At 66.8% G+C, this 21,719-nt stretch carries 12 protein-coding genes and 2 tRNA genes; 3 read left to right on the plus strand and 11 right to left on the minus strand.

Features of this window, described 5'->3' with window-relative positions:
- Position 1: 1 nt before the first annotated feature.
- Positions 2-1,456: a dihydrolipoyl dehydrogenase family protein gene (locus AC4BCK_RS03895; RefSeq protein ID WP_310111503.1), complete on the minus strand. Its 1,455-nt coding sequence runs from the start codon at positions 1,454-1,456 to the stop codon at positions 2-4.
- Between the two features lie 155 nt (positions 1,457-1,611).
- A tRNA-Arg gene (locus AC4BCK_RS03900) sits at positions 1,612-1,688 on the minus strand.
- A gap of 278 nt (positions 1,689-1,966) precedes the next feature.
- Between AC4BCK_RS03900 and AC4BCK_RS03905 the strand changes: the two genes are divergently transcribed.
- Positions 1,967-3,802, plus strand: coding sequence for a phosphoenolpyruvate carboxykinase (GTP) (locus tag AC4BCK_RS03905; RefSeq protein ID WP_174181237.1), 1,836 nt, complete (start codon positions 1,967-1,969; stop codon positions 3,800-3,802).
- Positions 3,803-3,946: 144 nt separating this feature from the next.
- On the opposite strand, the gene AC4BCK_RS03910 is transcribed toward AC4BCK_RS03905, so the two are convergent.
- The 4 genes from AC4BCK_RS03910 to AC4BCK_RS03925 form a co-directional block, all read right to left on the minus strand.
- Positions 3,947-5,107 (minus strand): globin domain-containing protein, encoded by a 1,161-nt coding sequence (locus AC4BCK_RS03910; RefSeq protein ID WP_251421753.1) that lies wholly within the window; start codon positions 5,105-5,107, stop codon positions 3,947-3,949.
- Between the two features lie 176 nt (positions 5,108-5,283).
- Complete coding sequence (locus AC4BCK_RS03915; RefSeq protein ID WP_310111496.1) at positions 5,284-5,733, minus strand: RrF2 family transcriptional regulator; 450 nt, start codon at positions 5,731-5,733, stop codon at positions 5,284-5,286.
- A 15-nt stretch (positions 5,734-5,748) separates the two neighbouring features.
- A complete protein-coding gene (locus AC4BCK_RS03920) occupies positions 5,749-6,240 on the minus strand; it encodes a hypothetical protein (RefSeq protein ID WP_366279211.1) in 492 nt (163 codons plus the stop codon).
- An 18-nt stretch (positions 6,241-6,258) separates the two neighbouring features.
- Positions 6,259-7,677 carry a phosphomannomutase/phosphoglucomutase gene (locus AC4BCK_RS03925; RefSeq protein WP_363938460.1) on the minus strand — a complete coding sequence of 473 codons (1,419 nt, stop codon included), beginning with the start codon at positions 7,675-7,677 and terminating at the stop codon, positions 6,259-6,261.
- Positions 7,678-7,838: 161 nt separating this feature from the next.
- On the opposite strand from AC4BCK_RS03925, the gene AC4BCK_RS03930 reads away from it, so the two are divergent.
- Positions 7,839-10,088: a RecQ family ATP-dependent DNA helicase gene (locus AC4BCK_RS03930; protein WP_363938463.1), complete on the plus strand. Its 2,250-nt coding sequence runs from the start codon at positions 7,839-7,841 to the stop codon at positions 10,086-10,088.
- Positions 10,089-10,175: 87 nt separating this feature from the next.
- Here AC4BCK_RS03930 and AC4BCK_RS03935 read toward each other — a convergent pair whose 3' ends face one another.
- The 4 genes from AC4BCK_RS03935 to AC4BCK_RS03950 all read right to left on the minus strand — a co-directional run bounded on the left by AC4BCK_RS03935 (position 10,176) and on the right by AC4BCK_RS03950 (position 14,705).
- On the minus strand, positions 10,176-11,609 hold the full coding sequence (locus tag AC4BCK_RS03935) for an MFS transporter (protein ID WP_251421742.1): 1,434 nt from the start codon (positions 11,607-11,609) through the stop codon (positions 10,176-10,178).
- A gap of 168 nt (positions 11,610-11,777) precedes the next feature.
- A tRNA-Ser gene (locus AC4BCK_RS03940) sits at positions 11,778-11,865 on the minus strand.
- 114 nt (positions 11,866-11,979) lie between these two features.
- Positions 11,980-12,504: a GNAT family N-acetyltransferase gene (locus AC4BCK_RS03945; protein WP_364321142.1), complete on the minus strand. Its 525-nt coding sequence runs from the start codon at positions 12,502-12,504 to the stop codon at positions 11,980-11,982.
- A 2-nt stretch (positions 12,505-12,506) separates the two neighbouring features.
- Positions 12,507-14,705: a prolyl oligopeptidase family serine peptidase gene (locus tag AC4BCK_RS03950; RefSeq protein ID WP_400620833.1), complete on the minus strand. Its 2,199-nt coding sequence runs from the start codon at positions 14,703-14,705 to the stop codon at positions 12,507-12,509.
- Positions 14,706-14,770: 65 nt separating this feature from the next.
- On the opposite strand from AC4BCK_RS03950, the gene AC4BCK_RS03955 reads away from it, so the two are divergent.
- Positions 14,771-16,711: an FAD/NAD(P)-binding protein gene (locus AC4BCK_RS03955; RefSeq protein ID WP_364275028.1), complete on the plus strand. Its 1,941-nt coding sequence runs from the start codon at positions 14,771-14,773 to the stop codon at positions 16,709-16,711.
- Between the two features lie 138 nt (positions 16,712-16,849).
- Here the strand turns inward: AC4BCK_RS03955 and AC4BCK_RS03960 are convergent, their stop codons facing one another.
- The gene (locus tag AC4BCK_RS03960; RefSeq protein ID WP_490566601.1) at positions 16,850-21,403 is read right to left on the minus strand and encodes an ExeM/NucH family extracellular endonuclease; all 4,554 of its coding nucleotides are present in this window, start codon (positions 21,401-21,403) and stop codon (positions 16,850-16,852) included.
- Positions 21,404-21,719 lie beyond the last annotated feature (316 nt).

Below are 21,719 nucleotides of genomic sequence, written 5' to 3' on the forward strand. Positions count from 1 at the left end.
TTTAGAGGCCGTACTTCTCAAGAAGGCGAAGCCACACCTCGCTGATGGTCGGATAGGACGGCACCGCATGCCATAGGCGGTTCAACGGCACCTGGCCCACCACGGCGATGGTTGCGGCGTGCAGGAGTTCGGAGACATCCGGTCCGGCGAACGTGGCCCCCAGAAGCACCTGCCGGTCTTCGTCAATCACCAGTTGGGCCCAGCCCTCGTAGTTCTCCGAATGCAGCGAGGACCCCGCCACCTGGATGGGCAGCTCCACTGAAGAGGCGTTGAAGCCGTCCTGGCGGGCGGTTTCCAGCGTGCGGCCCACAGTAGCCAGTTCAGGATCGGTGAAAACTACATTCGGCACCGCGTGCTGGTTGGCTGTGTGGGAGTACCGGCTCCAGTCCTCCGGTGCTCCGTTCAGTTCACCCCTGGCGCGGGCTGCGATGGCGTCGCCCGTGGCCCGCGCCTCGTACTTTCCCTGATGCGTCAGGAGGTTCTTGCCGGCCGCGTCACCCACCGCATACAGCCAGGGCCCGTCGCCGGGTACGCCCTGCACCAGGCCGGAGTTGTCCGTGGTGATGGCCAACTGGCCCCGGTCATCCGGTTCAACGCCGATACTCTCCAGGCCCAGGCCCTCCAGTGCGGGGTGCCGGCCGGTGGATACGAGTACTTTGTCCGCCGTGACAGTGGTCCCGTCGCCCAGCCGCAGGCTTAACGTGCCGTCGTCGTTGGTGCTGATTCGCTGCGTCTCGGTGTGAAGGCGGAGTTCCACGCCGTCCGCGCGCAGCCCCGCGGCCACAAGGCTGGCGGCCTCCTCCGGGTACTTTCCCAGCAACCTGCCGCGGGTAACAAGGGTCACCGCCGAGCCGAGGCGGGCGAACGCCTGGGCAAGTTCGGTTCCGGCAACGCCGCCGCCAAGGACCGCCAGACGCTCGGGGACCTCGCTGGCGGACGTGGCCTCCCGCGTACCCCAGACCTGCACGTCTTCGAGCCCCTCAATGGGAGGAGTATTGGGCATGGAGCCGGTGGCCAGCACCACTGCGTGGCGGGCACGCAGCCGGTGAGAGGTACCGTCCAGGCCCGCGACCTGGACGCCCTGCGGGGCGGTGAGCCAGGCGTGGCCCCTGATGAGGTCGATCCCGGAATCCTTGACCCAAGCGACCTGGCTGTCATCCTGCCAGTTGGACGTGAAATAGTCCCTGCGCTTGAGGACGGCTGCAGCGTCAAGCGTCCGCGTGACGGCTTCCTTGGCGCCCGGGGTTGTTTGGGCCGCATGCAGTGCAGTCCCGGGCCGAAGCAGCGCCTTGGACGGCATGCACGCCCAGTAGGAGCACTCTCCGCCCACCAGTTCCGCTTCCACCAACACCACCGAGAGGCCGCCCTGCGCCACGCGGTCCGCAACGTTTTCTCCGACGGCGCCGGCGCCGATAACAACAACGTCAAATTCCTGCTCAACAGGCTCGGGCATCATGGGGAAAGCCTACGCCCGGGTGCGGCGGGGTGGTCCGCGTGCGCCGGGGAAGTCGGATCGGAAAGTCGCGCTGCACAACGAAAGTCGCGCTCCCCAAACTAACTTGCGCTGCTTAACGCAAAAGGTCCGCCCCGGCGAACCGGAGCGGACCTGATTGGTGCGCCCAAAGGGATTCGAACCCCTGACCTTCTGTTCCGTAGACAGACGCTCTATCCAGCTGAGCTATGGGCGCATCTCGTGTTCCTGGAGAAGAACCGCTCTCCCTGAACCTCGAATTACTTTACGCGAGGGGTGGCTGCCATGACAAATCGGGAGGCATGTAATCTCCGCAACTAGACCGGTATAGGTGACCTTCGTCACATAAATCCCAATTTTGCCATCGAAATTCCTTGATTTCCCGCGGAATTCCATTTTTGTGGCCTCGAAAGATCAGCCTACGTCCCAAAAACGGCAGTGGTCCGGACCATAGCATTTAGCTCACACCGATGTACCCCAAGAAAGGGAACCGAAATGGGCGATCTGGCGCAGAAGCCGTTGCTTGAGAAAGCACCCACCACACATGCCGGCCTGCTGGCGTGGGTCGAAGAGGTTGCAGAGCTAACGCAGCCGGACCGCATCTACTGGGTGGACGGGTCCGAAGAGGAAAACACCCGGCTGACTGACGAGCTCGTGGCAGCAGGGACACTGACGCGGCTGAACCCCGAACTGTTCCCCAACTCTTTTGCGGCCTTCTCCGATCCCGCCGATGTGGCCCGCGTTGAAGAGCAGACCTTCATCTGCTCGGAGAACAAGCGCGACGCCGGGTTCACCAACAACTGGATGGCGCCCGCCGAAATGAAGGAAAAGCTGCGCGGCCTGTTCTCCGGGTCCATGCGCGGCCGCACCATGTACGTCATCCCGTTCGTCATGGGCCACCTGGACGCCGAGGATCCCAAGTACGGCGTGGAGATCACGGACAGCGCCTACGTTGTGGCCTCCATGCGGATCATGGCCAACATCGGCACCGCCGTGCTGGACAAGATGACCGAGACCAACGCGTTCTTCGTCCCCGCGCTGCACTCCCTGGGTGCACCGCTCGAAGCCGGCCAGGCGGATGTTCCGTGGCCGTGCAACCCGGACAAGTGGATTGTCCATTTCCCCGAGGAACGCTCCATCTGGTCCTTCGGCTCCGGTTACGGCGGCAACGCCCTGCTGGGCAAGAAGTGCTACGCCCTGCGCATCGCCTCGGTCATGGCCCGCGACGAAGGCTGGCTGGCCGAGCACATGCTCATCCTCAAGCTGACCTCGCCGGAGAAGAAAAAGTACTACATCTCCGCTGCCTTCCCGTCAGCCTGCGGCAAGACCAACCTGGCCCTGCTGGATCCCACCATTAAGGGCTGGGAGGTCGAGACCCTCGGTGACGACATCACCTGGATGCGGATCGGCAAGGAAGGCGAACTGCGTGCCACCAACCCGGAGGCCGGCCTGTTCGGCGTGGCCCCCGGCACCGGCTGGGGCACCAACCCGAACGCCATGCGTGCCATCGCCAAGGGCCACAGCATCTTCACCAACGTGGCACTGACCGACGACGGCGGTGTGTGGTGGGAGGGCATGACGGACGAGGTGCCCGCGCACCTGACCGACTGGCAGGGCAATTCCTGGACGCCCGACTCCGACAAGCCGGCAGCCCACCCGAACTCCCGGTTCTGCACGCCGATCTCGCAGATCGACATGCTGGCCGAGGAATACTACAGCCCCGAGGGTGTTGAGCTCTCCGCCATACTCTTCGGCGGCCGCCGCAAAACCACGGTTCCCCTGGTCACCCAGGCCCGCAGCTGGACCAACGGGATCTTCATGGGCTCCACGCTCTCCTCGGAAACCACGGCCGCCGCTGCAGGCCAGGTTGGCGTGCTCCGGCGCGACCCCATGGCCATGCTGCCGTTCATCGGCTACGACGCGGGTGACTACCTCAAGCACTGGATCAGCGTCTCGGGCAAGGCCAACCCGGAGCGGCTGCCGCACATCTTCCTGGTGAACTGGTTCCGCCGCACTGCCGACGGCGGGTTCGCCTGGCCGGGCTTCGGCGACAACGCACGCGTCCTGAAGTGGGCCATCGAGCGCATCGAGGGCAAGGCTGACGCTATCGAGACCCCCATCGGCTTCGTACCGGCGGGCCACTCGCTGGACCTCACAGGCCTGGACCTCACCCACGCCCACGTGGAAGACGCCGTCCGCGTCGACCGCGAGGAATGGGATGCCGAGCTGGCCTCCATCGAGGAATGGTACGCAAAGTTCGGCGACTCGCTCCCGGAGGCCCTGCGCTCCGAACTTGACGCCCTCAAGGAGCGGATGGCTGACCACAGCTGACCCTTCGGGGACAAACATAACGACGGCGGCGCCGCACCTTTCAAGTAGAAGGTGCGGCGCCGCCGTCGTTCCCCACCGGCCCGTCATCGATTGCTCCGCACCTGTCGTTATGGAACTCCAAAACGACAAGTACGGAGCTATGGATCAGCTGGCCAGCCAGATGTCCGGGCCGAAGACCTCGTAGTGGATCCGCGTGGCCGGGATGCCCGCGTTGATGGCCTCGTTGCGGATGTTCTTCATGAACGGCAGTGGGCCGCACAGGTACAGCGACGCGTCGGCGGGAAGGTCCACCTCGCGCAGGGACATGAAGCCTTCCTTTGCTCCGGCCACCGGCTGCTCAAGCCACAGCTGCAGCTCGGCACCATCAAGGCGTTCGACGTCGTCCGTCATCTGGCTGCGCAGTGCCCAGCTGTCCAGGGTGCTTTCCGCGTGGAGCACCAGCACCTGCCGCTCGGACCCGGCCTCCGCCAGTGAACGAAGGATGGACGCGGTGGGGGTGCAGCCAATCCCTGCGGACGCCAGGACCACCGGGCCGTCGCCGTCCTTGAGGGTGATCTCACCGTAGGGGTTGGAGATCTCCAGGACATCGCCCACCTGCACGCTGTTGTGGAGCACGGGGGAGACCTCGCCGCCGTCGTCGAGTTTGGTGGTGAAGCTGCGGCTGGTGCCGGCCTCGCCGGACAGTGAGTACTGGCGGACCTGGCGGAGGCCGTCCGGCAGGGTTACCTTGACGCTGATGTACTGGCCGGGCAGCGCGTCGGTGACGGGGGTGTCGTCCGCCGGCTCAAGGGTGAAAGTCATGGAGCCCGCACCGGCGGGGGTCTTGGCTGCCACCCGCCACGGCATCCACATCCTGTCATTGGCCTGCGCGGCGTAGAGGCCCTTCTCGAGCTTGATCAGGGCGTCGGCCATCAGCCAATACACCTCTGTCCAGGCGTCGGCGATCTCCGGCGTGATGACCTCGGCCAGGTCCTCTGCTATGGCGGCGAACAGGTGCTCGTAGACCACCTGATACTGCGGCTCGGTGATTCCCAGGGACGCGTGCCGGTGGGCGATACGGGACAGGACGGTTTCGGGAAGGGTGCCCGGGTTGTTCACAAGGTGGGTGGCGAAGGCGGCAATGCTGCCCGCCAGCGCCTGCTGCTGGTTGCCGGAGCGCTGGTTGGAACGGCTGAAGAGGCCGTCCAGGAGTTCGGGGTGGGCAGCGAAGAGTCGGGCGTAGAACTTGGGCGTGATGGCACCAATCCGTGAACCCACAAGCGGCAGGGTTGCTTCAATGACGGGGCGGGATTTTTCCGAGAGCATGGGAACTCCTGAGGGTAGTGACCGGGGCCTTCGTCCGGCCTTAGCGAATACCCGCATTCAAAATGCAAGTTTTCATACCCAAGTTCTACAGCTTGTAGAAAATTGACGCAAATCGGGTAGTAACAGAGTCTTCTGAAGGGGCGCCGCAGGGGCAGTCCGCGCAGCTGCGGGCGGGTTCAGAGCCCCGGGCGCAGTCCGATCATGTCAAAGACCGGAGCCATCTGGCGGGAACCCGGGAGGTCCGCAATCACCACGGAATCGAGTTCCCGGTAAAAGGCTTCGCGGGCCCGGGCCAGCGCGGCGCGGAGCCTGCACTCATTGATCAGTGGGCAGTTGCCTCCAGGGGCAACGCAATCCGCTGCGTCGGTCCTGGTGTCGAGCTGGCGCAGGACCTGCCCCACGGTGGCGGTGCGGCCGGCATGGCTGAGCCGGGAGCCGCCTGTCCGGCCGCGGACCACTTCAATCAGCCCCAGGCTGCGGAGCTTCGTCATCGCTTTGCTGACGTGGTTGTAGGGGGTCCCCACGGAGTCGGCAATGTTCTGTGTTGTCAGCAACGCGCCGCCTGGAGCCGCCGCAAGCACCATCAAAGCCCGGAGGCTCACGTCCGCGAAGGCATTGATCTTCATGGTGGCCTGGCCGGTCTAGTCCACCCAGATGGCAGGCTCGCTGGCGTCGGCGGCCAGTTCGCCGAATTCCCACGTCTGCGTTCCGGCATTGGCCGCGTAGGGCAGCACGGCTGCGAAGACAGATCCGTCGCGGTGCTCGGCTGCCACGTGGATGGCGTCGGAGTCCTCCTCAACCAGCAGGATGTCGCACACGATGGCGGCAGCCCGGAAGTCCTTCCGGTTCTGCTGCAGCAGGGCGGTGAGGTCGCTGATCATGGCCTCGGCGTCGAAGTCCCCGTCCGAACCTTCGCCGGCATCTGCCGGGGAGACCGCCACCAGCCGCACCTCGCCGTCGTTCTGTACGGTCAGCGCGAAGGGGAGGAAGCCGCCGTTGCGCTGGAGTTGTTCCTGGGCGGCGCTGACTCCCGTCCCCAGGAGGTTCTCCAAGTCCGTTGCCGTGCCCTCGGGTACTGAGTCCCGCCAGGATTCCCGGTGGCCGGAACCCTGTTCTTCGGTCGCGGGCCCCATGCTTTCCGTCATGCTGCCCTATGCCCGGACAAGCGCCAGGACACGGTCCCGGATGCGTTCCATGGTGGCCTGGTCCGTGGCTTCCGCGTTGAGCCGGAGGAAGGGTTCGGTGTTGGACGGCCGCAGGTTGAACCAGTAGCTGCCGTCGTTGGCCGTGAACGTGCTGCCGTCCAGGGTGTCGATGGTGACGTCCTCGCCAGCAAAATCCGCGCGGACACGCTCCACGGCGGCAGGCTTGTCATCCACTTCGGAGTTGATTTCACCGGAGCTGACGTAGGGCTCGTATTCCCGGCCCAGCTCGGACAGGGGGCCGTCCTGTTCGCCCAGGGCTGCCAGGACGTGCATGGCCGCCAGCATGCCCGTGTCAGCGTTCCAGAAGTCGCGGAAGTAGAAGTGGGCCGAGTGTTCGCCACCGAAGACCGCCCCTTCCTCCGCCATGACGGCCTTGATGAAGGAATGGCCCACGCGTGTACGGACGGCTCGGCCGCCGTCGTGCTCTACGAGCTCTGATACGGCGCGTGAGGTGAGCAGGTTGTGGATGATCGTGGGTGTCGCTTCACCCTGTGCCTTCGCACGGGCGATTTCGCGGCGCGCCACCATTCCGGTGATGGCCGACGGCGACACAGGGTTGCCCTTTTCGTCCACCACGAAGCAGCGGTCGGCGTCGCCGTCGAAGGCGAGTCCGATGTCGGCGCCGTGCTCAACCACTGCCGCCTGCAGGTCGCGGAGGTTTTCCGGCTCCAGCGGGTTTGCGGGGTGGTTGGGGAAGGATCCGTCCAGCTCGAAGTACAAGGGAACGATGTCAAGGGGAAGCTTGGGGAGCAGGGTGTCGCCCAGCACCGCGGGGGTGGTGAGGCCGGCCATGCCGTTGCCCGCGTCCACGACCACCTTCAGCGGCCGGGAACCGGAAAGATCCACCAGCTTGCGGAGGTACTCGGAGTAGTCCTTGAGCACGTCCCTGACGCCGATCTGCCCGCGTTTTTCGGCAGCCGGCATGGACCCTGCGTTGAGGTACTGCTCGGCCAGCGCCTGGATGTCCTTGAGCCCGGACTCGGAGGAGATGGGCACTGCGCCGGCCTTGGACATCTTGATGCCGTTGTAGCCGGCTGGGTTGTGGCTGGCGGTGAAGGTGGCGCCGGCACGGTTCAGGTAGCCGCAGGCAAAGTAGAGCTCATCAGTGGAGATCAGGTCCAGCAGCTCAACGTTGGCGCCACGGGTGGCCGCGCCGTTGGCGAAAGCCTTGCTGAAGTCCGGGGAGGACGGGCGCATGTCGCCGCCCACCAGGATGGTCTGGCCTTCGAGCTTGAGGACATCCACGAAAGCGGCCCCCACGGCTTCGACGATTTCGGCGGTGATGGACACGCCTACGATGCCCCGGACGTCGTACGCCTTGAAGGATGCCGAAAGGTCAAAAGCCGTTGTCTGTTCGCTAGTCACGGGCTTTATCTTACGGTGCAGCCGGTGCTCGGCAATTGAGGGAGGGCTATGTTTGTGGATAAACACATCTGGAGTAATGGGCCTTCCGCCCCCTGTCGTCGCATATCCACATAGCAGCGGCCGTGCTCCTGGGTGTCGGACGTGGCTGGGATACTGAATCAATGGTCGATAACCAGCACGCCAGATTTCCTGAACCAGCTCTTAGCGAAACCGCACATTCCGAACCGGCACTTCCTGGGACCGGGCTTTCTAAACCTGCAACCACAGATGTCCCTTCTTCGACAGCTACGCACGCACAGGCCCTCGAGGTCCTCCGCGAGCTGGTCGGCAACCCGACGGCAGGCTTCCACGAGGGCCAGTTCGAAGCAATCGAGGCGTTGGTCGACGGCGGCCGGAGAGCCCTGGTGGTCCAGCGCACCGGCTGGGGAAAATCGGCAGTCTACTTCGTGGCTTCCCTGCTGTTGCGGCGCAGGGGCGCCGGGCCCACCCTGATCGTGTCGCCCCTCCTGGCCCTGATGCGGGACCAGGTGGCTGCCGCCGCCCGCGCCGGGGTGCGCGCTGTGGCCATCAACTCCGCCAACCAGCTGGAATGGGACAGCGTCCGCGAACAGCTCGCCGCTGACCAGGTGGACGTCCTGCTGGTGTCGCCGGAAAGGCTGACCAACCCCTCCTTCCGCGAAAACCAGCTGCCGGAACTGATCCGCCGGACCGGCCTGCTGGTGATTGACGAGGCCCACTGCATTTCCGACTGGGGCCACGATTTCCGCCCCGACTACCGCCGGATCGCGGACCTGATCACCCAGTTGCCAGACACCGTCCCGGTGCTCGCTACCACCGCCACGGCCAACTCGCGGGTGGTGCACGACATCGAAGAGCAGCTCGGGGCCGGCGTCCTGACCATCCGCGGCGCCCTTGGCCGGGACTCCCTCCGGCTGGGTGTCCTGTCCCTTCCCGACGCCAAACAGCGCCTTGGCTGGCTGCTGACGCATCTGGCGGACCTGCCGGGCAGCGGAATCATCTATACCCTGACGGTGTCCGCAGCGGAGGACACGGCCCGGCTGCTGGCCGAGGCCGGCCATGAAGTGCTCGCCTATACGGGCCGCACCGACCCCGCCGACAGGGAGCGGGCGGAACAGCTCCTCAAGGACAACCAGGTCAAGGCCCTCGTGGCCACCTCAGCCCTGGGGATGGGCTTCGACAAACCAGACCTGGGCTTCGTGGTCCACCTCGGCGCGCCTTCTTCCCCCGTTGCGTACTACCAGCAGGTGGGGCGTGCCGGCCGTGGAGCGGCGAACGCCGACGTCCTGTTGCTTCCGGGCGCGGAGGACCGCGACATTTGGCAGTACTTTGCCACCGCCTCCATGCCCTCTGAAGAGAAGGCGGCGGCCGTCCTTACCGCCCTGGCAGAAGCGGGCACCGCACTTTCCACAGTTGCACTGGAAGCACGGGTAGACCTTCGCCGAACTCCGCTGGAACTGCTGCTCAAGGTGCTGTCAGTAGACGGGGCCGTGGAACGGGTGGGCGGCGGGTGGCGGTCCACCGGCCAGCCCTGGATATACGACGCCGAGCGGTACCAGCGCATTTCTGAAGCCCGCGTGGACGAGCAGGACTCCATGGTGATCTACCAGGACACGGCCGGATGCCGGATGGAGTACATCACCTCAGTCCTGGACGACGAGACCGCGCACGCCTGTGGCCGGTGCGACAACTGCGCCGGTCAGTGGTTCCGGGCAGACATCGCTGAACAGGCCACGGCGGCGGCCAGCCAGACCCTCAGCAGGGCGGGCGGCGTGCTGGAGGCGCGGCTGCAGTGGCCCAGCGGAATGGACCGCCTCGGAGTTCCGGTGAAGGGAAAGCTCAAGCCCGGTGAGGGGCTCGCCGAGGGGCGCGTCCTGGCAAGGCTTACCGATCTTGGCTGGGGCGGTGCACTGCGGGAGCTGTTCGCGGCCGGTGCCGCAGACCGGCAGGTCGATCAGGGCATGCTGCAAGCCTGCGTCCAGGTTCTGCGCGAGTGGGGCGCCGGAGACTCACGCAATCCCGGCTGGAGCGGGGCGGGACGGCCTGCAGCCATCGTCAGCGTCCCCTCGCGAGGAAAACCGGAACTGGTGGGCTCCCTTGCCAGGGGCATTTCCGAGATCGGGCGCATCCCGTACCTGGGAGAGCTGCAGCTGGCCCACGGTGGTCCCACCGGGAGCCGCGGCGGCAACAGTGCCTACCGCCTGGCAGGGGTATGGGACCGCCTGGTGGTGGGGCCCGAACTTGAGGCGGCGCTGGGCTCCGTGCAGGGCGGCAGCGTGATGCTGATAGACGACATCGTGGACAGCCGGTGGACGCTCACGGTTGCCGGCCGGGCGCTTCGCGAGGCAGGTGCGGGAGCTGTCCTTCCGCTGGTGCTGGCGCAGGCCGGCTGACGCGGGGGATGCCTGGTCCAGCGGGCTGACGCCGGACCGGACCACCCGTGGGCCGCTGTGACGCACACCGGCCAAGGCAGGGCTGGTTCAAACCTGTTGGGCTCTGCGCTGGCTGACTTCTGCGCCGGCGTGCCGCGGCAGGAACAGGCTGTCCGCGGTGCTCGCCAGCATCAGCACCGCCATCGCGAGGAATGCTCCGCGGAAGGGGCCGGCGGCGTCGGACGGGAAAGTGCCGAGTCCGTCGAACAGCCGGATGAGCAGGGCTCCAACGGCGATGCCGGCGGCAGCGGCGAGCTGCACCAGTGTTGCTGAGACGACGTTCGCCGAGGTGAGCTGCGCAGGGGCGATGTCCGCGTACTGGACCGAGGCGTAGGCGGAGAAACCGATGGAGCGGAAGGCCCCGCTGCAGACCAGCAGCGCAAAGGTCAACGGCTCAGGGGTGTCCGCCGTCAGCAGGGCGCAGAGGGCGAAGGTCGCTGCAGAAGCCAACGAGGCAAACACGAGCATGGCCTTGAAGCCAAAACGCCGGATCAGGGGAGTCGTGGCCGGCTTGATGCCGATGTTGCCGATAAAGACCGCAGCCACCATGGCACCGGCGTGCAGGGGGGACCAGCCGAACCCGGCCTGGAACATCAGCGGCAGCAGGAAGGGAACGGAACTGATGGTCAGCCGGTAGGCGAACCCACCGGTGGCCATCGCCCTGAATGTTCGGGTGCTGAAAACCCCCAGGTCAAAGAGCGGATTGCGGGCCCTGCGCATCCAGAGCACGGCGCACGCCAGGGCAGCCGCTCCTGATCCGGCACTCAAGGCAGCCCAGGGAGCGTCCGGATGCGTGCTCGCCAGTTCAAGGCCCACTACCAGTGCCCCCACGCCGAGCGTGGTGAGGGCCAGCCCCAGCCAGTCCAGCCGCCGCCCGCCATCGCCCGCTCCTGCGGGCACCAGCCGGAGAGCCGCCAGGAATGCGGCCGCACCCAGGGGAAGGTTGATCAGGAAAATCCAGTGCCAGGACAGGTATGTCGTCAGCGCCCCGCCAACCAGCGGAGCCAGGACGGGCGCCAGCAGTCCGGGCCACACCAGGAATGCGGTGGCGCGCAGCAGTTCGGCCTTGGGCGTCCCGCGAAGGACCACGAGGGTTCCGACGGGAACCATCATGGCGCCCCCGAAACCTTGGGCGATCCTGCTGAGGGTGAGGGCGGCGAGGTCCTGGCTCAGCGAACACGCCAGTGATGCGATGGTGAAGATGGCAATGGCAAGGCAAAAGATCCGGCGGGCACCGAACCGTTCCGCCAGCCAGCCGCTGAGCGGAATGCCCATGGCCACGGTCAGCAGGTACGCCGTCATGGTGATGTTGACGTCCGGAGCCGGCACCCGGAAGTCGGCAGCGATATTGGGGATGGCCGTTGTGAGGACGGTGCCGTCGAGGAATTCCATAAAGAAGGTGGCGGCCACCAGGAGGGCCAGGCGGGGACTCCATGCCTGGGCGGTCCCGGGTGTCCCATCCACCGCGTTGCTTGCTGCCATCCGTTCATCCTGCCACCGGCAGAACGTGCCGGGCCCCCGGTGTCCGCACCCCGGACGCAGGAACCGGACATTAAATCCCGGGTCCAAAGGCCCGGGTGCCCAAAGGCCCGGGATCCCAAAGAGCCCGGAAACGCAAAAAGGCCCCGGTCCAGGACCGGGGCCAAAACGCGGAGACGGGGGGATTTGAACCCCCGGTGGAGTTGTGCCCCACACTTCATTAGCAGTGAAGCCCATTCGGCCGCTCTGGCACGTCTCCAATTGCTATTCCTAGCCCACCAAGGATACGCAGAACGGGCCATGCAGTGCAAAACGGATCACCTGCCCGCCCGCAGCACTCCTCAAAGCACCCCGCAGTTGCCTGGGGCCCGCGTCACTGCCGGGGCTGCCCGCCCCGGACCATCCTGATTTCGCGGAGGTGTTCCCAGTCCGGAATCGTGTCCGCGGCCCCGTCCGGTTCGAAGCCGAAGTGCCGGTAGAAGCCGATGGCGCGCCCGTTGTCCGCGGCCACCCACAGGCTCGCCGCGCTGGTGCCCAGGGCGGCCTCAAGGAGGCGGCGTCCCAGGCCAAGCCGCTGGTGGGACGCCAACAGGTACAGTCCCCAAAGTTCCAGGTCCCCGGACGACGGCGGCGCGGCAGCATGCGTCGTATCCCCGGCAGGCACGTGGTGGACGCCCGCAAACCCAACCAAAGTTCCGCCGTCGGACGCCACCCACACGACTCCCGGTTCTGCTGACTCCAGCAGGTGCCGCCAGAGAGGCAGCCGGTCGGCCGGGACCCGGGAGTCGAGAAACCCGTCGGACAGCATCCCGCGGTAGGTCTCCTGCCAGCAGCGGACGTGGACCGCCGCCAGCCGTTCAACGTCGGCAGGCTCCGCCCGCCGCAGGTCCAGGCCCACCGCTACGCCAGTCCGCCTGCCAGGGCCTTCCACAGGAAGTGCTGGCTCCGTGCCTGCAGTGCCGCCGCCTGCCGGTTGTCGGATGCCCCGGCATGCCCGCCCTCCAGCGCCTCATGGAACCAGACGTTCGGAATGCCCATGGCCAGCATCCGGGCGGCCATCTTGCGCGCCTGGACCGGACCAACCCGGTCATCGGAGGTTGCGGTCCAGATGAACGTTTCCGGGTATTCCACCCCGTCCTTGAGCAGGTGGTAGGGGGAGAAAGTCCTGATGTATTCCCACTGTTCGGGGACGTCCGGGTCGCCGTACTCGGCAATCCATGAGTGGCCGGCGGAAAGCCTGGTGTAGCGGCGCATGTCCAGCAGCGGCACCCCGCAGGACACGGCGCCGAACAGTTCCGGGTAACGGGTGAGCATGTTGCCCACCAGCAGCCCGCCGTTGGAGCCGCCCACGCAGCCCAGCCGTTCGCGGGAGGTGACCCCGCGGGAGATGAGGTCCCGGGCGACGGCGGCGAAGTCCTGGTAAGCCTTGTGCCGGTTCTCCTGGAGGGCTGCGCGGTGCCACGCCGGCCCGTACTCGCCGCCGCCGCGGATGTTCGCCACCACGTAGACGCCGCCGCGGGAGTGGGGAGCATCCCCGTCAGCACCGGCAGACAGCGAGGTGCGGCGCTCCAGCCACGCCCTGCCCACCGTGCCGCTGTAAGCCGGCGTGCGGGACACCTCAAACCCGCCGTAGCCGGAAAGCTGCGTGGGATTCTGCCCGTCCAGCGCCAGGTTCCGCGGGGCCACCTGGAAATAGGGAACGCGGGTGCCGTCCTCGGACACGGCAAAATGCTGCTGCACTTCGTAATCGGCGTCTGCAAAGAACGACGGCGACGCCTTCACCACGGCGTGCCGGCTCACCACGCCGGGCGTTCCGTCTGAGGTCCGCTCCAGGGTGCCGCGCATCAGCGTGGTGGGAGTGGTGAACCCGGTGGCGACGAGCCAGAAGTCGTCACCCGCACCGCCGTCGGACGCTTCCGCGTCTTCATCGTCGACAGCGTAGGCGTTGACATCGTGCAGGGGCGGGCAGGCGTCGAGGAGCGTGGCGGCCCAGGCGCCACCCGGACCGTCAGACGGGCGGGAAGGATCAAGGACCCGGATTTCGGACGAAACATCCTTGAGGAGGTTGAGCAGCAGGAAGTTCCGGGTCCAGCTCCAGGACTGCAGCGACGTGCGGGCGTCGGGCGCGAACAGCACCGCCAGCTCCCGTGCGCCGGCGAGGTAGTCCTCGAACCCGCAGGCAAGCAGTGAACCGGCCGGGTAGGTGGTTCCGTCGATTGCCCAGTCCTGCTGGGGCCGGAACAGGAGCCATTCCCGGTGCGCGCTGACGTTTACGTCGGTGGGCACGTCGATCTGCATCCATTCACCGTCCCGCAGCACCAGGTTCCTGCGGTTGAAGAAGTCGATGTAGTCAACGGCGAAGGTCCGCTCGAATCCGGGCGTGGAGTCGTGCGCCACCACTGCCATCATGTGGTGCTCGGGGACCTCGAACAGCAGGGGCGCGCCGGCCAGCTCAGCGCCGCGCTTCAGGGTGACCGCCGTGCGGGCGTAGGACGAAGCAGTCTTCGGCAGCCCGTCCGCGGTGGAGGCGACCAGCAGCGTGTCCGCGTCCAGCCACGAAACGTTGCCCTTCGCCGTCGGCAGGTCAAAACCGCCCCGGGCCGGATCCACGAAGGACCGGCTCTCCACGTCGAACTCCCGGTACCTGTTCGCGTCGCCGCCATCCGGTGAGAGCGCCAGCAGCGCCAGCCGGTAGGGCTCCCCGGCACCGGGGCGCAGGAATGTAGCGCCGTGGAAAACCCACTCCTGGCCCTCCGCCGCAGCCAGCTCATCGACGTCGAGCAGCACGTCCCATTCCGGGGAATCCGTGCAGTAGCTCTCCCACGTTGTGCGCCGCCACAGGCCCTTGGGGTTGTGGCGGTCCTTCCAGAAGTTGTAGTACCAGTCCCCGCGCTTGCCCACCATGGCGATCCGGTCCGTGGAGTCCAGCACCTCCAGGATGCTTCCTTCCAGGCCGGCGTAGTCCGCGTCCTCCAGGAGGTCTTCGGTGCGCGAGTTCTGTTCCTTGACCCAGGCAAGCTGCTCTTCGCCGTAGATCTCCTCCAGCCAGACGTTCTCGTCGACGGGCTCGGGCGCTGAGTCAGCTGCAGTGGTGGTCATTGGGCCATCCAAACAACTTAGCTGCCGGCGGGCAAGTCACGCGTTCAGCCCGTACGCTGGATGCCGTGGAAAAAACGCAGAGCATCCGGACCTCCATCATCGGTGCAGGTCCCCGGGGCACCAGCGTTCTGGAACGCCTGCTCGCGCACGCGGCTGCCCTTGCCACGGACGGTACCGGCGCCGTGCAGCTCCACATCGACGTCATCGACCCCTACCCGGCAGGGCCCGGGCACGTGTGGCAGCCGCAGCAGTCACGGCTGTACCTGATGAACACGCAGTCCTTCTATCCCACGCTGGTTCCGCAGGACCCTGCCCTGGCAGCGCCCGTCGCCGGGACCACCTTTGACCAGTGGCGGGCGGAGCAGCAGGCACACCCGTCGCCGTCCCTCACCCCGGATGAGCTGGCGGAGCTGGCGGTGCTTGGATCCAGTGACTTTCCCAGCCGGGCCCTGTACGGCCGGTACCTCCGCTGCACACTGGACGAGCTGACGGAAAAGGCTCCCGACGGCGTCACCATCCAGTTCCATGAAACGTCCGCTGAGTCGGTGCGTCCGGCCGCGGACGGAACGTTCGACGTCGGCCTGGCAGGGGGATCGACGCTTCGCACCGGCGCCGTGGTGCTGGCCCTGGGGCACGTCCCTTCCCGGCTGAACCCGGAACAACGGGAACTGCAGGGCGCGGCGGAGCAGCTGGGCCTGCGGTACCTGCCGCCCGCGGTGCCTGCAGACGTCGACTGGGCGGCCATTCCCGCCGGCCAGCCCGTCCTGGTCCGCGGCATGGGCCTGAACTTCTTTGACGCCATGGGCCAGCTCACCGAGGGCCGCGGCGGGAAGTTCGTCAGCAACGGCGGGAAGCTGGACTACGAACCGTCCGGCCAGGAGCCGCTGATCATCGCCGCCTCACGCCGGGGGACGCCCTACCGGGCCAAAGCGGCGCTCGCCGGCTACTACCCTGCTTCGGTCACCCTGCGGTACCTCACTGACGCCGCCCTGGAACGCTTCCGCACCGCCGGGATCCGGCCGGGTTTCGACCACGACCTTTGGCCGCTGCTGCACCGCGACACGCTTTGGGCGTACTACTCAACCCTGGTGCGCTCGCAGCCCGGCGCGGTTCCCGATACCGCCGCTTTCCTTACCGCGCTTGAAGAGGCGCTGCACCCGCATGCCCACAGCGCTGCCAAGTGGGAGGACAGTGTCGAAAGCGTCCTTGCCGTGCACGTGGGCCCGCGGCACCGGCTCGACCTTCCCGGGCTGGCCGCGCCGCTGGCGGGGCGTTCCTTCGCGTCGCGCACCCAGCTTGACGCCGCCGTCGTCGAATACCTGCTCGACGACGCCCGCCGCTCGGCCCTTGGCGAGGATGATCCGGTGAAGATGGCCATCGGCGCCCTGCACCGCGGCCGGGCGGTCCTGAAAACAGCAGTGGCCGACGGCGGCATCACCGACGAATCATGGGTCGCCGGGCTGCGGGGCTGGTTCGAGTCCTTTGTGGAAGGGCTGGCCAGCGGGCCGCCGGCGCTCCGTTCGGAGCAGCTGGCTGCGCTGGCACGGGCCGGGATTGTCAGCTTCGTCGGGCCCGACCCGAAGTTCGGCGTGGACCGCAGGAACGCTGTGTTCACCGCCTCGTCCCCCTGGGTGGACGGACCGCCCGTGGCCGCAAGGACCATGGTGGAGGCGCTCGCCCCCGGCAACAGGGTGTCCGCAAACGATTCGCCGGTGCTTGAGCAGCTGCTCGCGGACGGGCTGGTCAGGCCGAGGCTGATGATGACGGCGGAGGGCGCCCCCGTGCAGTCCACGGGCCTGGATGTTGTGCCCCACCCCTACCGGCCCCTGGCAGCGAACGGGTCCGTGACGGAGAACCTCTACGTGCTGGGCCTGCAGCTTTCGTCCTCGCAATGGGGGACAGCCATCGCCGCGGAGGCCGTGCAGCCCGGCCAGCCCGCCTACCGGAGCGGCCAGCGGACGCTCCGGGACGCCGACGAAATCGCGCGAGCCATCCTGGGGCTGTAGACCCCCGGGACGCTCTCTCACTTAATGCGCTTAAAACCCACATGCTCTCTCACGAGTGAGAGAGCATGTGGGGAAATGGCGCTTTAGGTGAGAGAGCGTCAGCGGTATTCCGGACCTTTCACGCTTCCAGACGGGGCGTCAGCCGCGCAGGCAGGCCCGGTAGGCAGCCATGGCCTGGCCGTAGTTCAGCTGGCCCGCCAGGTCCGCAGGCCGTGCGGGCTTGACCGGGGCCGTGCACACCGGCCCGGCAGGACCGGCTGCCGCCACCTCGACCCCCACCGTGACCCTCGTGCCCGATTCCGCGGCGGTGAGGACCAGGGTTCCCGGCCCGGCCGCGGCACCGGACGGGACCGGCAGGTTGACCGTTGCGGAACCGGCCGTGACCGGCACGGACCCGAGCTCGGCCACAACCCCGGCGGTGTCCGTAAACACTGCCGTGAGGGTCTTGTTGACCGGGCTGCCCAGTGAGGTCAGGTCCAGTTTGGAGACCGTAAGGCTGACCTGTTCGCCGGGCTTGACCTCCGTGGCGGTGGTGTTGGTAACGGCCACTGAGCGGCGCGCGAAATCGGGCGAAACCGGGCTGCTGTCCTGCAGGTAGCCGATCCAGGCGTCACGGTCCACCAGCCCCGAGTCCTTGGTGTTGGATCCTTCCGTGAAGACGCGGAAGTTGTCGCCCCCGGTTGCCAGGAAGCTGAACGTACCCACCCGGTAGGACCGTGCCGGATCGAGCGCAGCCCCGTTCACCCGGACCGAGGTGATGCGGTCACCGGCCGGCCGTGCGGCGTCGTACGTGTAGTTCACGTTCTTGGACAGACCCAGCTGGATGTAGGCGCGGCTGGGAACCGTGCCGTCCGGGTTAGTCTGCCACTGCTGCTCCAGCAGCGTCTTGAACTGCGCACCCGTCAGGGACGTGGTCCACAGGTTGTTGACGAACGGAAGTACCGCGTTGGCCTCGGCATAGGTGATGGTGCCGTCCGGGGCGTAGTAGAGCTCGTTCCGCAAACCGCCGGCATTGACCACACCGATCTCGGCGCCGCCCAGCTCGGCGGGCTGCAGCGAGTTGAGCAGGGAATCTGCCACCAGGTTGCCCAGGGTGGACTCGCTGCCGCGGTCATCGCGTTTGGCCAAACCGGCGGCGTCCGTGGTGAAGGCCGTGGTGATGTCCGCCGTGACGGTACCAACGGGCTGGTTGCCGACGACGGCGGCGTCCGCGAGTGCCTTCCTGACGATCGCGTCGACGGCGGCCACGCGCGGGTAGGCTGCGATGAGATCCGCGGCAGGATCCGTGGTGCGCTTCACGTTTCCGGCCTTGTACGCGGTCACCTGCCGGGTGGCGGTGTCCACGGTGAGCTGGATCTGCCCCACGTTCTCGCCGTAATTGCCCGTCTGGACGATCGGGCGGGTCTTGCCCTCGGCGCCCGGGACGGGCGCGTCCCAGGCGTACTCCTTGTGCGTGTGGCCGGTGAAGATGGCATCAACATCCGCGGAGGTTTCGGTGACCAGCTTCGCGAACGGACCGCCGGCAGCCACCTCCTCTTCCAAGGTGGAGCCTTCCACCGTTCCCGAACCGGCGCCGTCGTGGTTTTCCACGATGATGACGTCGGCCAGCTTCTCCGCGGTGATCCGTGCAGCTGCACGGTTGATGGCGTCCACAGGATCGCCGAACTCAAGGTCGGCGATGCCGGCGGGGGTCACCAGGGAGGGTACTTCCTGGGTGACCGTGCCGATGACGGCAACCTTGATGCCGTTCATGTCCAGGACGGTGAACTCGGGCAGGGCCGGCTCGGTGGTGCCCTTCCTGTAGGCGTTCGCACCCAGGTAGGGGAACCGGGCGTTGGTGCCGCCGGCAATGACGCGGTCCTGCAGGTCGGCCCAACCGCCGTCGAACTCGTGGTTGCCGACGGCAGAGGCCCTCAGGTCCAGGGCGTTCATGACGTCGATGGTGGGCTGGTCCTTGGCTACGGCGGAGGCAAACAGCGACGCGCCGATGTTGTCGCCGGCTGAGAGGAAGGCGGTGACGCCGGGGGCGGCCGCCGCGCGGAGTTTCTCGATGGTGCCGGCGAACAGGACCGTGTTGGTGTCGATCCTGCCGTGGAAGTCGTTGACGCCCAGGAAGTTCAGGTCGACGGCGGCGGGAGCGGACTGCAGGTCCAGGCCCACCACCACGGGATCGTGGTCACTGGCGCGGAACTGGTCCGGTGCGTAGTAGTTGGTGACGTTGTTGTTGTAGCGGCTGTACTCCAGGGCAACGGACTCAACCGAGTTGATGTTCCAGATGTCAGCCCCGGTGACCACCGCATTGGCGGCAGGGGAAGCCAGGATGTGGTCCAGCGAGCCCACCATGCCGCCGAAGAGGTAGGAGTGCTTGGCGGAGCCGTCGGCGTTGCGGGCCTTCTCGTCCTGGTTGACGTAGCCCTCAGCCGTGAAGACATTGATGGGGTCTTCCTTGGCATAAGCGTTGAAGTCGCCGATCAGGAACACCTTGTCCGTGCCCTTGGACTGCTGCAGGGACTTGGTGAACTCCAGCAGGGACTTCGCCTGGGCTGTGCGCGCCAGGTTTGATGCGCCCTGCCCCTGGTCCGTGTCCTCGGGCGTGGCAGCGGAGCCTTTGGACTTGAAGTGGTTTGCGATGGCGATGAACTCTGTCCCCGCACCGCCACCCACGGGCTTGAACACCTGGGCCAGCGGCTTGCGGGCGTTGGAGAACGCCACGGTGTCGTTGTGGATGATGGATTCACCCACGGGCTCCGCCACGGCTTTTTTGTAGATGAACGCGGTGCGGATCATGTCCTCGTCGCTCAGCGGCGGCGCGTTGGCAGGTGAGCGGACGTAGTCCCAGATGCCCGGCGTCTCGATGTTCAGGGCGTCCACCAGCTTGGCCAGGGCGTCGTCCCGGTTCTTGCCGAACTGTGCCGAGTTTTCGATCTCCATCAGCGTGACAACATCCGCGCCGGCCTTGGAGATGGCGGAAACGATCTTGTCCTGCTGCCGGTTGAAGCTCTCCGCGTTGGCAGCCCCGCGGGCATCGCACCCGCCGCGGACCGTGATCGGGTTGCCGGCCCTGTCCTCGTAGTAGGTGCAGCCGGTCAGGGTGTCCCCTGTGGTGGGGAAGTAGTTGAGCACGTTGAAGGAGGCGATCTTGAGGTTGCCGCCCACCGCTGCGGGAGCTTCCGTCCTGGTGGCCCCAAAGGTTGCGGGCTGGACAGAGGCCTTGTTCGTATCCGTGAGGTGGGTCAGCGGCTGGAGTTTCCAGGCATTGTTGCCGTAGCCCAGCACCACATTGGTGGTGAAGGTGGCAGGGGAGCCTACCCGTACCGGGTCGGCCGTGGTCAGGTAGGGAAGGACCTGCGCCTTCGTGGTGGGGTCCTTGAGGAAGTTGGTGCTGGAGCCGTCGTCGAGCTTGATTCCGCGGGCGGCGTTGTCCGCCACCGTCGCGGTGTACCCGGCGGAGCCGTAGGGAGCGACGGCGGTGGGCTGGACCAGCGGCGTTGTTCCGCCGGCGAGGCCGATCTCGCCGTACTGGTTCAGGGAGTAGTTGTCCGTGACGGTCAGCGGCCCCTGGGGTGCCAGGAGCATGCCTTCCAGGGATTCGCGGAAGGCCTCGCCGGCGGGCAGTGTGAAGGGCGTGGCCTTGACCTCCGGCGCGGCCTCGGCCAGCTTGGTGAGTCCGGCGGCCGCGGTGACGTTCAGCTGGGTCATCCCGTAGTACTCCGCCACGGCACCTGTCACCTGCACGTGGTCTCCGGCCTGGACCGATGCCACCGTGGCGGGGGAGTAGACAAAGATTCCGTCCGACGCGGCATGGTTGGTTGCCGTCAGGTCGCCGCCGGTTCCCGGTGTCTGCAGGTAGTAGCCGTTAAGGCCGCCGGTGGGGAAGACTGCGGTGACCTTTCCGGTGGTGGTCACTGTTGAGCCGGTGAGGGGGCTTTGCGCACCCGTGCCCTGGATCTCGGCAATCGACGTGCTGGACGGCACGGGGGCCGGATCCGGGGTGGGGTCCGGACTGGGATCGGGCCCGGGGGCAGTGGAGCCGCTTGGGGTTGGACTGATTGTGGTGCTGAGGCTGAAGTCGGCGGCGTTGCTGTTGCTGTCCGCACCTCCGCTGCGGTTCAGGCTCCTGGCGTCGCCCGTACCCGCAGGGCCTGCAGCTGCTGCGGTCTCGAAGGTGTTGGAGGAGCCGTAGCCCAGCAGGTCCGCAACGCCTGCGGGCTCCACCTGGGAACCTGTGGAAAGCGCGACGGCGGTGGGCTGCTTGGCGAGCACGATGGTGCCGGATGTGCCGCTGAAGTTCAGGCCGCCCGCCACGAGGTCCGGGGTGGGGAGGGCGGCGCCGTTGGTTCCGTTGCTGGCACCCTGGATCAGGTAATGACCCTTTGCCGCGATGGTGCCGGTGAGGGGTGCCACGGTGGTGGGGGCTGCGAGCCCGGTTGCGGAACGGTACTGGACTGACCAGCCGTCCAGCCGCACCGGGGCGTCCGAGGAGTTGTAAAGCTCCAGGAACCGGTTCTTGTAGGCGGCGCCCGTGCTGCCGCCGCTGAGGTAGGCCTCGTTGATGACAACGGGGGATGTGCCTGCCGCGGGTGAGACCTCCGCGGCTGTAGTGTCCGCAACTGCGGGAAATGCTGCCAGGGGAGCCAGCAGCCCCGCCGACAACGCTGTCCCCAGCGCTAGTTTCCAAGGTGTGTGATGCATCCGCTCTTACTTTCATAGGGGTGTCCCGGTGGGGACCCAATGGAAGATGTCCGGGTTGTACCGACGGACAGGGGCCCGGATCCTGCTCCTGGTCAAGTGGTATCCGGCACATCACAACAGCGCTGAATGAACGCAGGGTTGATAGCGCGTGCATTCGGCGGGACGCTCCCCAGCGGAACGGGCCACCTTCCGGCCGGGAGCCCCAGTAGCCCCGGTTCCGGTGATGCTGTTGGCGGTATGTGGTGGCCGGCATCTGCCCCAGTGTGCCGACTATCACAAAGGATACCGGCCAGTAGCTTTGCTGGAAGGGGACGGC

It is taken from the genome of Pseudarthrobacter sp. As-47 (assembly GCF_058215595.1).

Excerpts from the sequence above, each read along its gene's own strand:
- AC4BCK_RS03895 (WP_310111503.1), bottom strand. The coding sequence starts at position 1,456 with ATGATGCCCGAGCCTGTTGAGCAGGAATTTGACGTTGTTGTTATCGGC.
- AC4BCK_RS03905 (WP_174181237.1), top strand. The coding sequence starts at position 1,967 with ATGGGCGATCTGGCGCAGAAGCCGTTGCTTGAGAAAGCACCCACCACA.
- AC4BCK_RS03910 (WP_251421753.1), bottom strand. The coding sequence starts at position 5,107 with ATGCTCTCGGAAAAATCCCGCCCCGTCATTGAAGCAACCCTGCCGCTT.
- AC4BCK_RS03915 (WP_310111496.1), bottom strand. The coding sequence starts at position 5,733 with ATGAAGATCAATGCCTTCGCGGACGTGAGCCTCCGGGCTTTGATGGTG.
- AC4BCK_RS03920 (WP_366279211.1), bottom strand. The coding sequence starts at position 6,240 with ATGGGGCCCGCGACCGAAGAACAGGGTTCCGGCCACCGGGAATCCTGG.
- AC4BCK_RS03930 (WP_363938463.1), top strand. The coding sequence starts at position 7,839 with ATGGTCGATAACCAGCACGCCAGATTTCCTGAACCAGCTCTTAGCGAA.
- AC4BCK_RS03935 (WP_251421742.1), bottom strand. The coding sequence starts at position 11,609 with ATGGCAGCAAGCAACGCGGTGGATGGGACACCCGGGACCGCCCAGGCA.
- AC4BCK_RS03950 (WP_400620833.1), bottom strand. The coding sequence starts at position 14,705 with ATGACCACCACTGCAGCTGACTCAGCGCCCGAGCCCGTCGACGAGAAC.
- AC4BCK_RS03960 (WP_490566601.1), bottom strand. The coding sequence starts at position 21,403 with ATGCATCACACACCTTGGAAACTAGCGCTGGGGACAGCGTTGTCGGCG.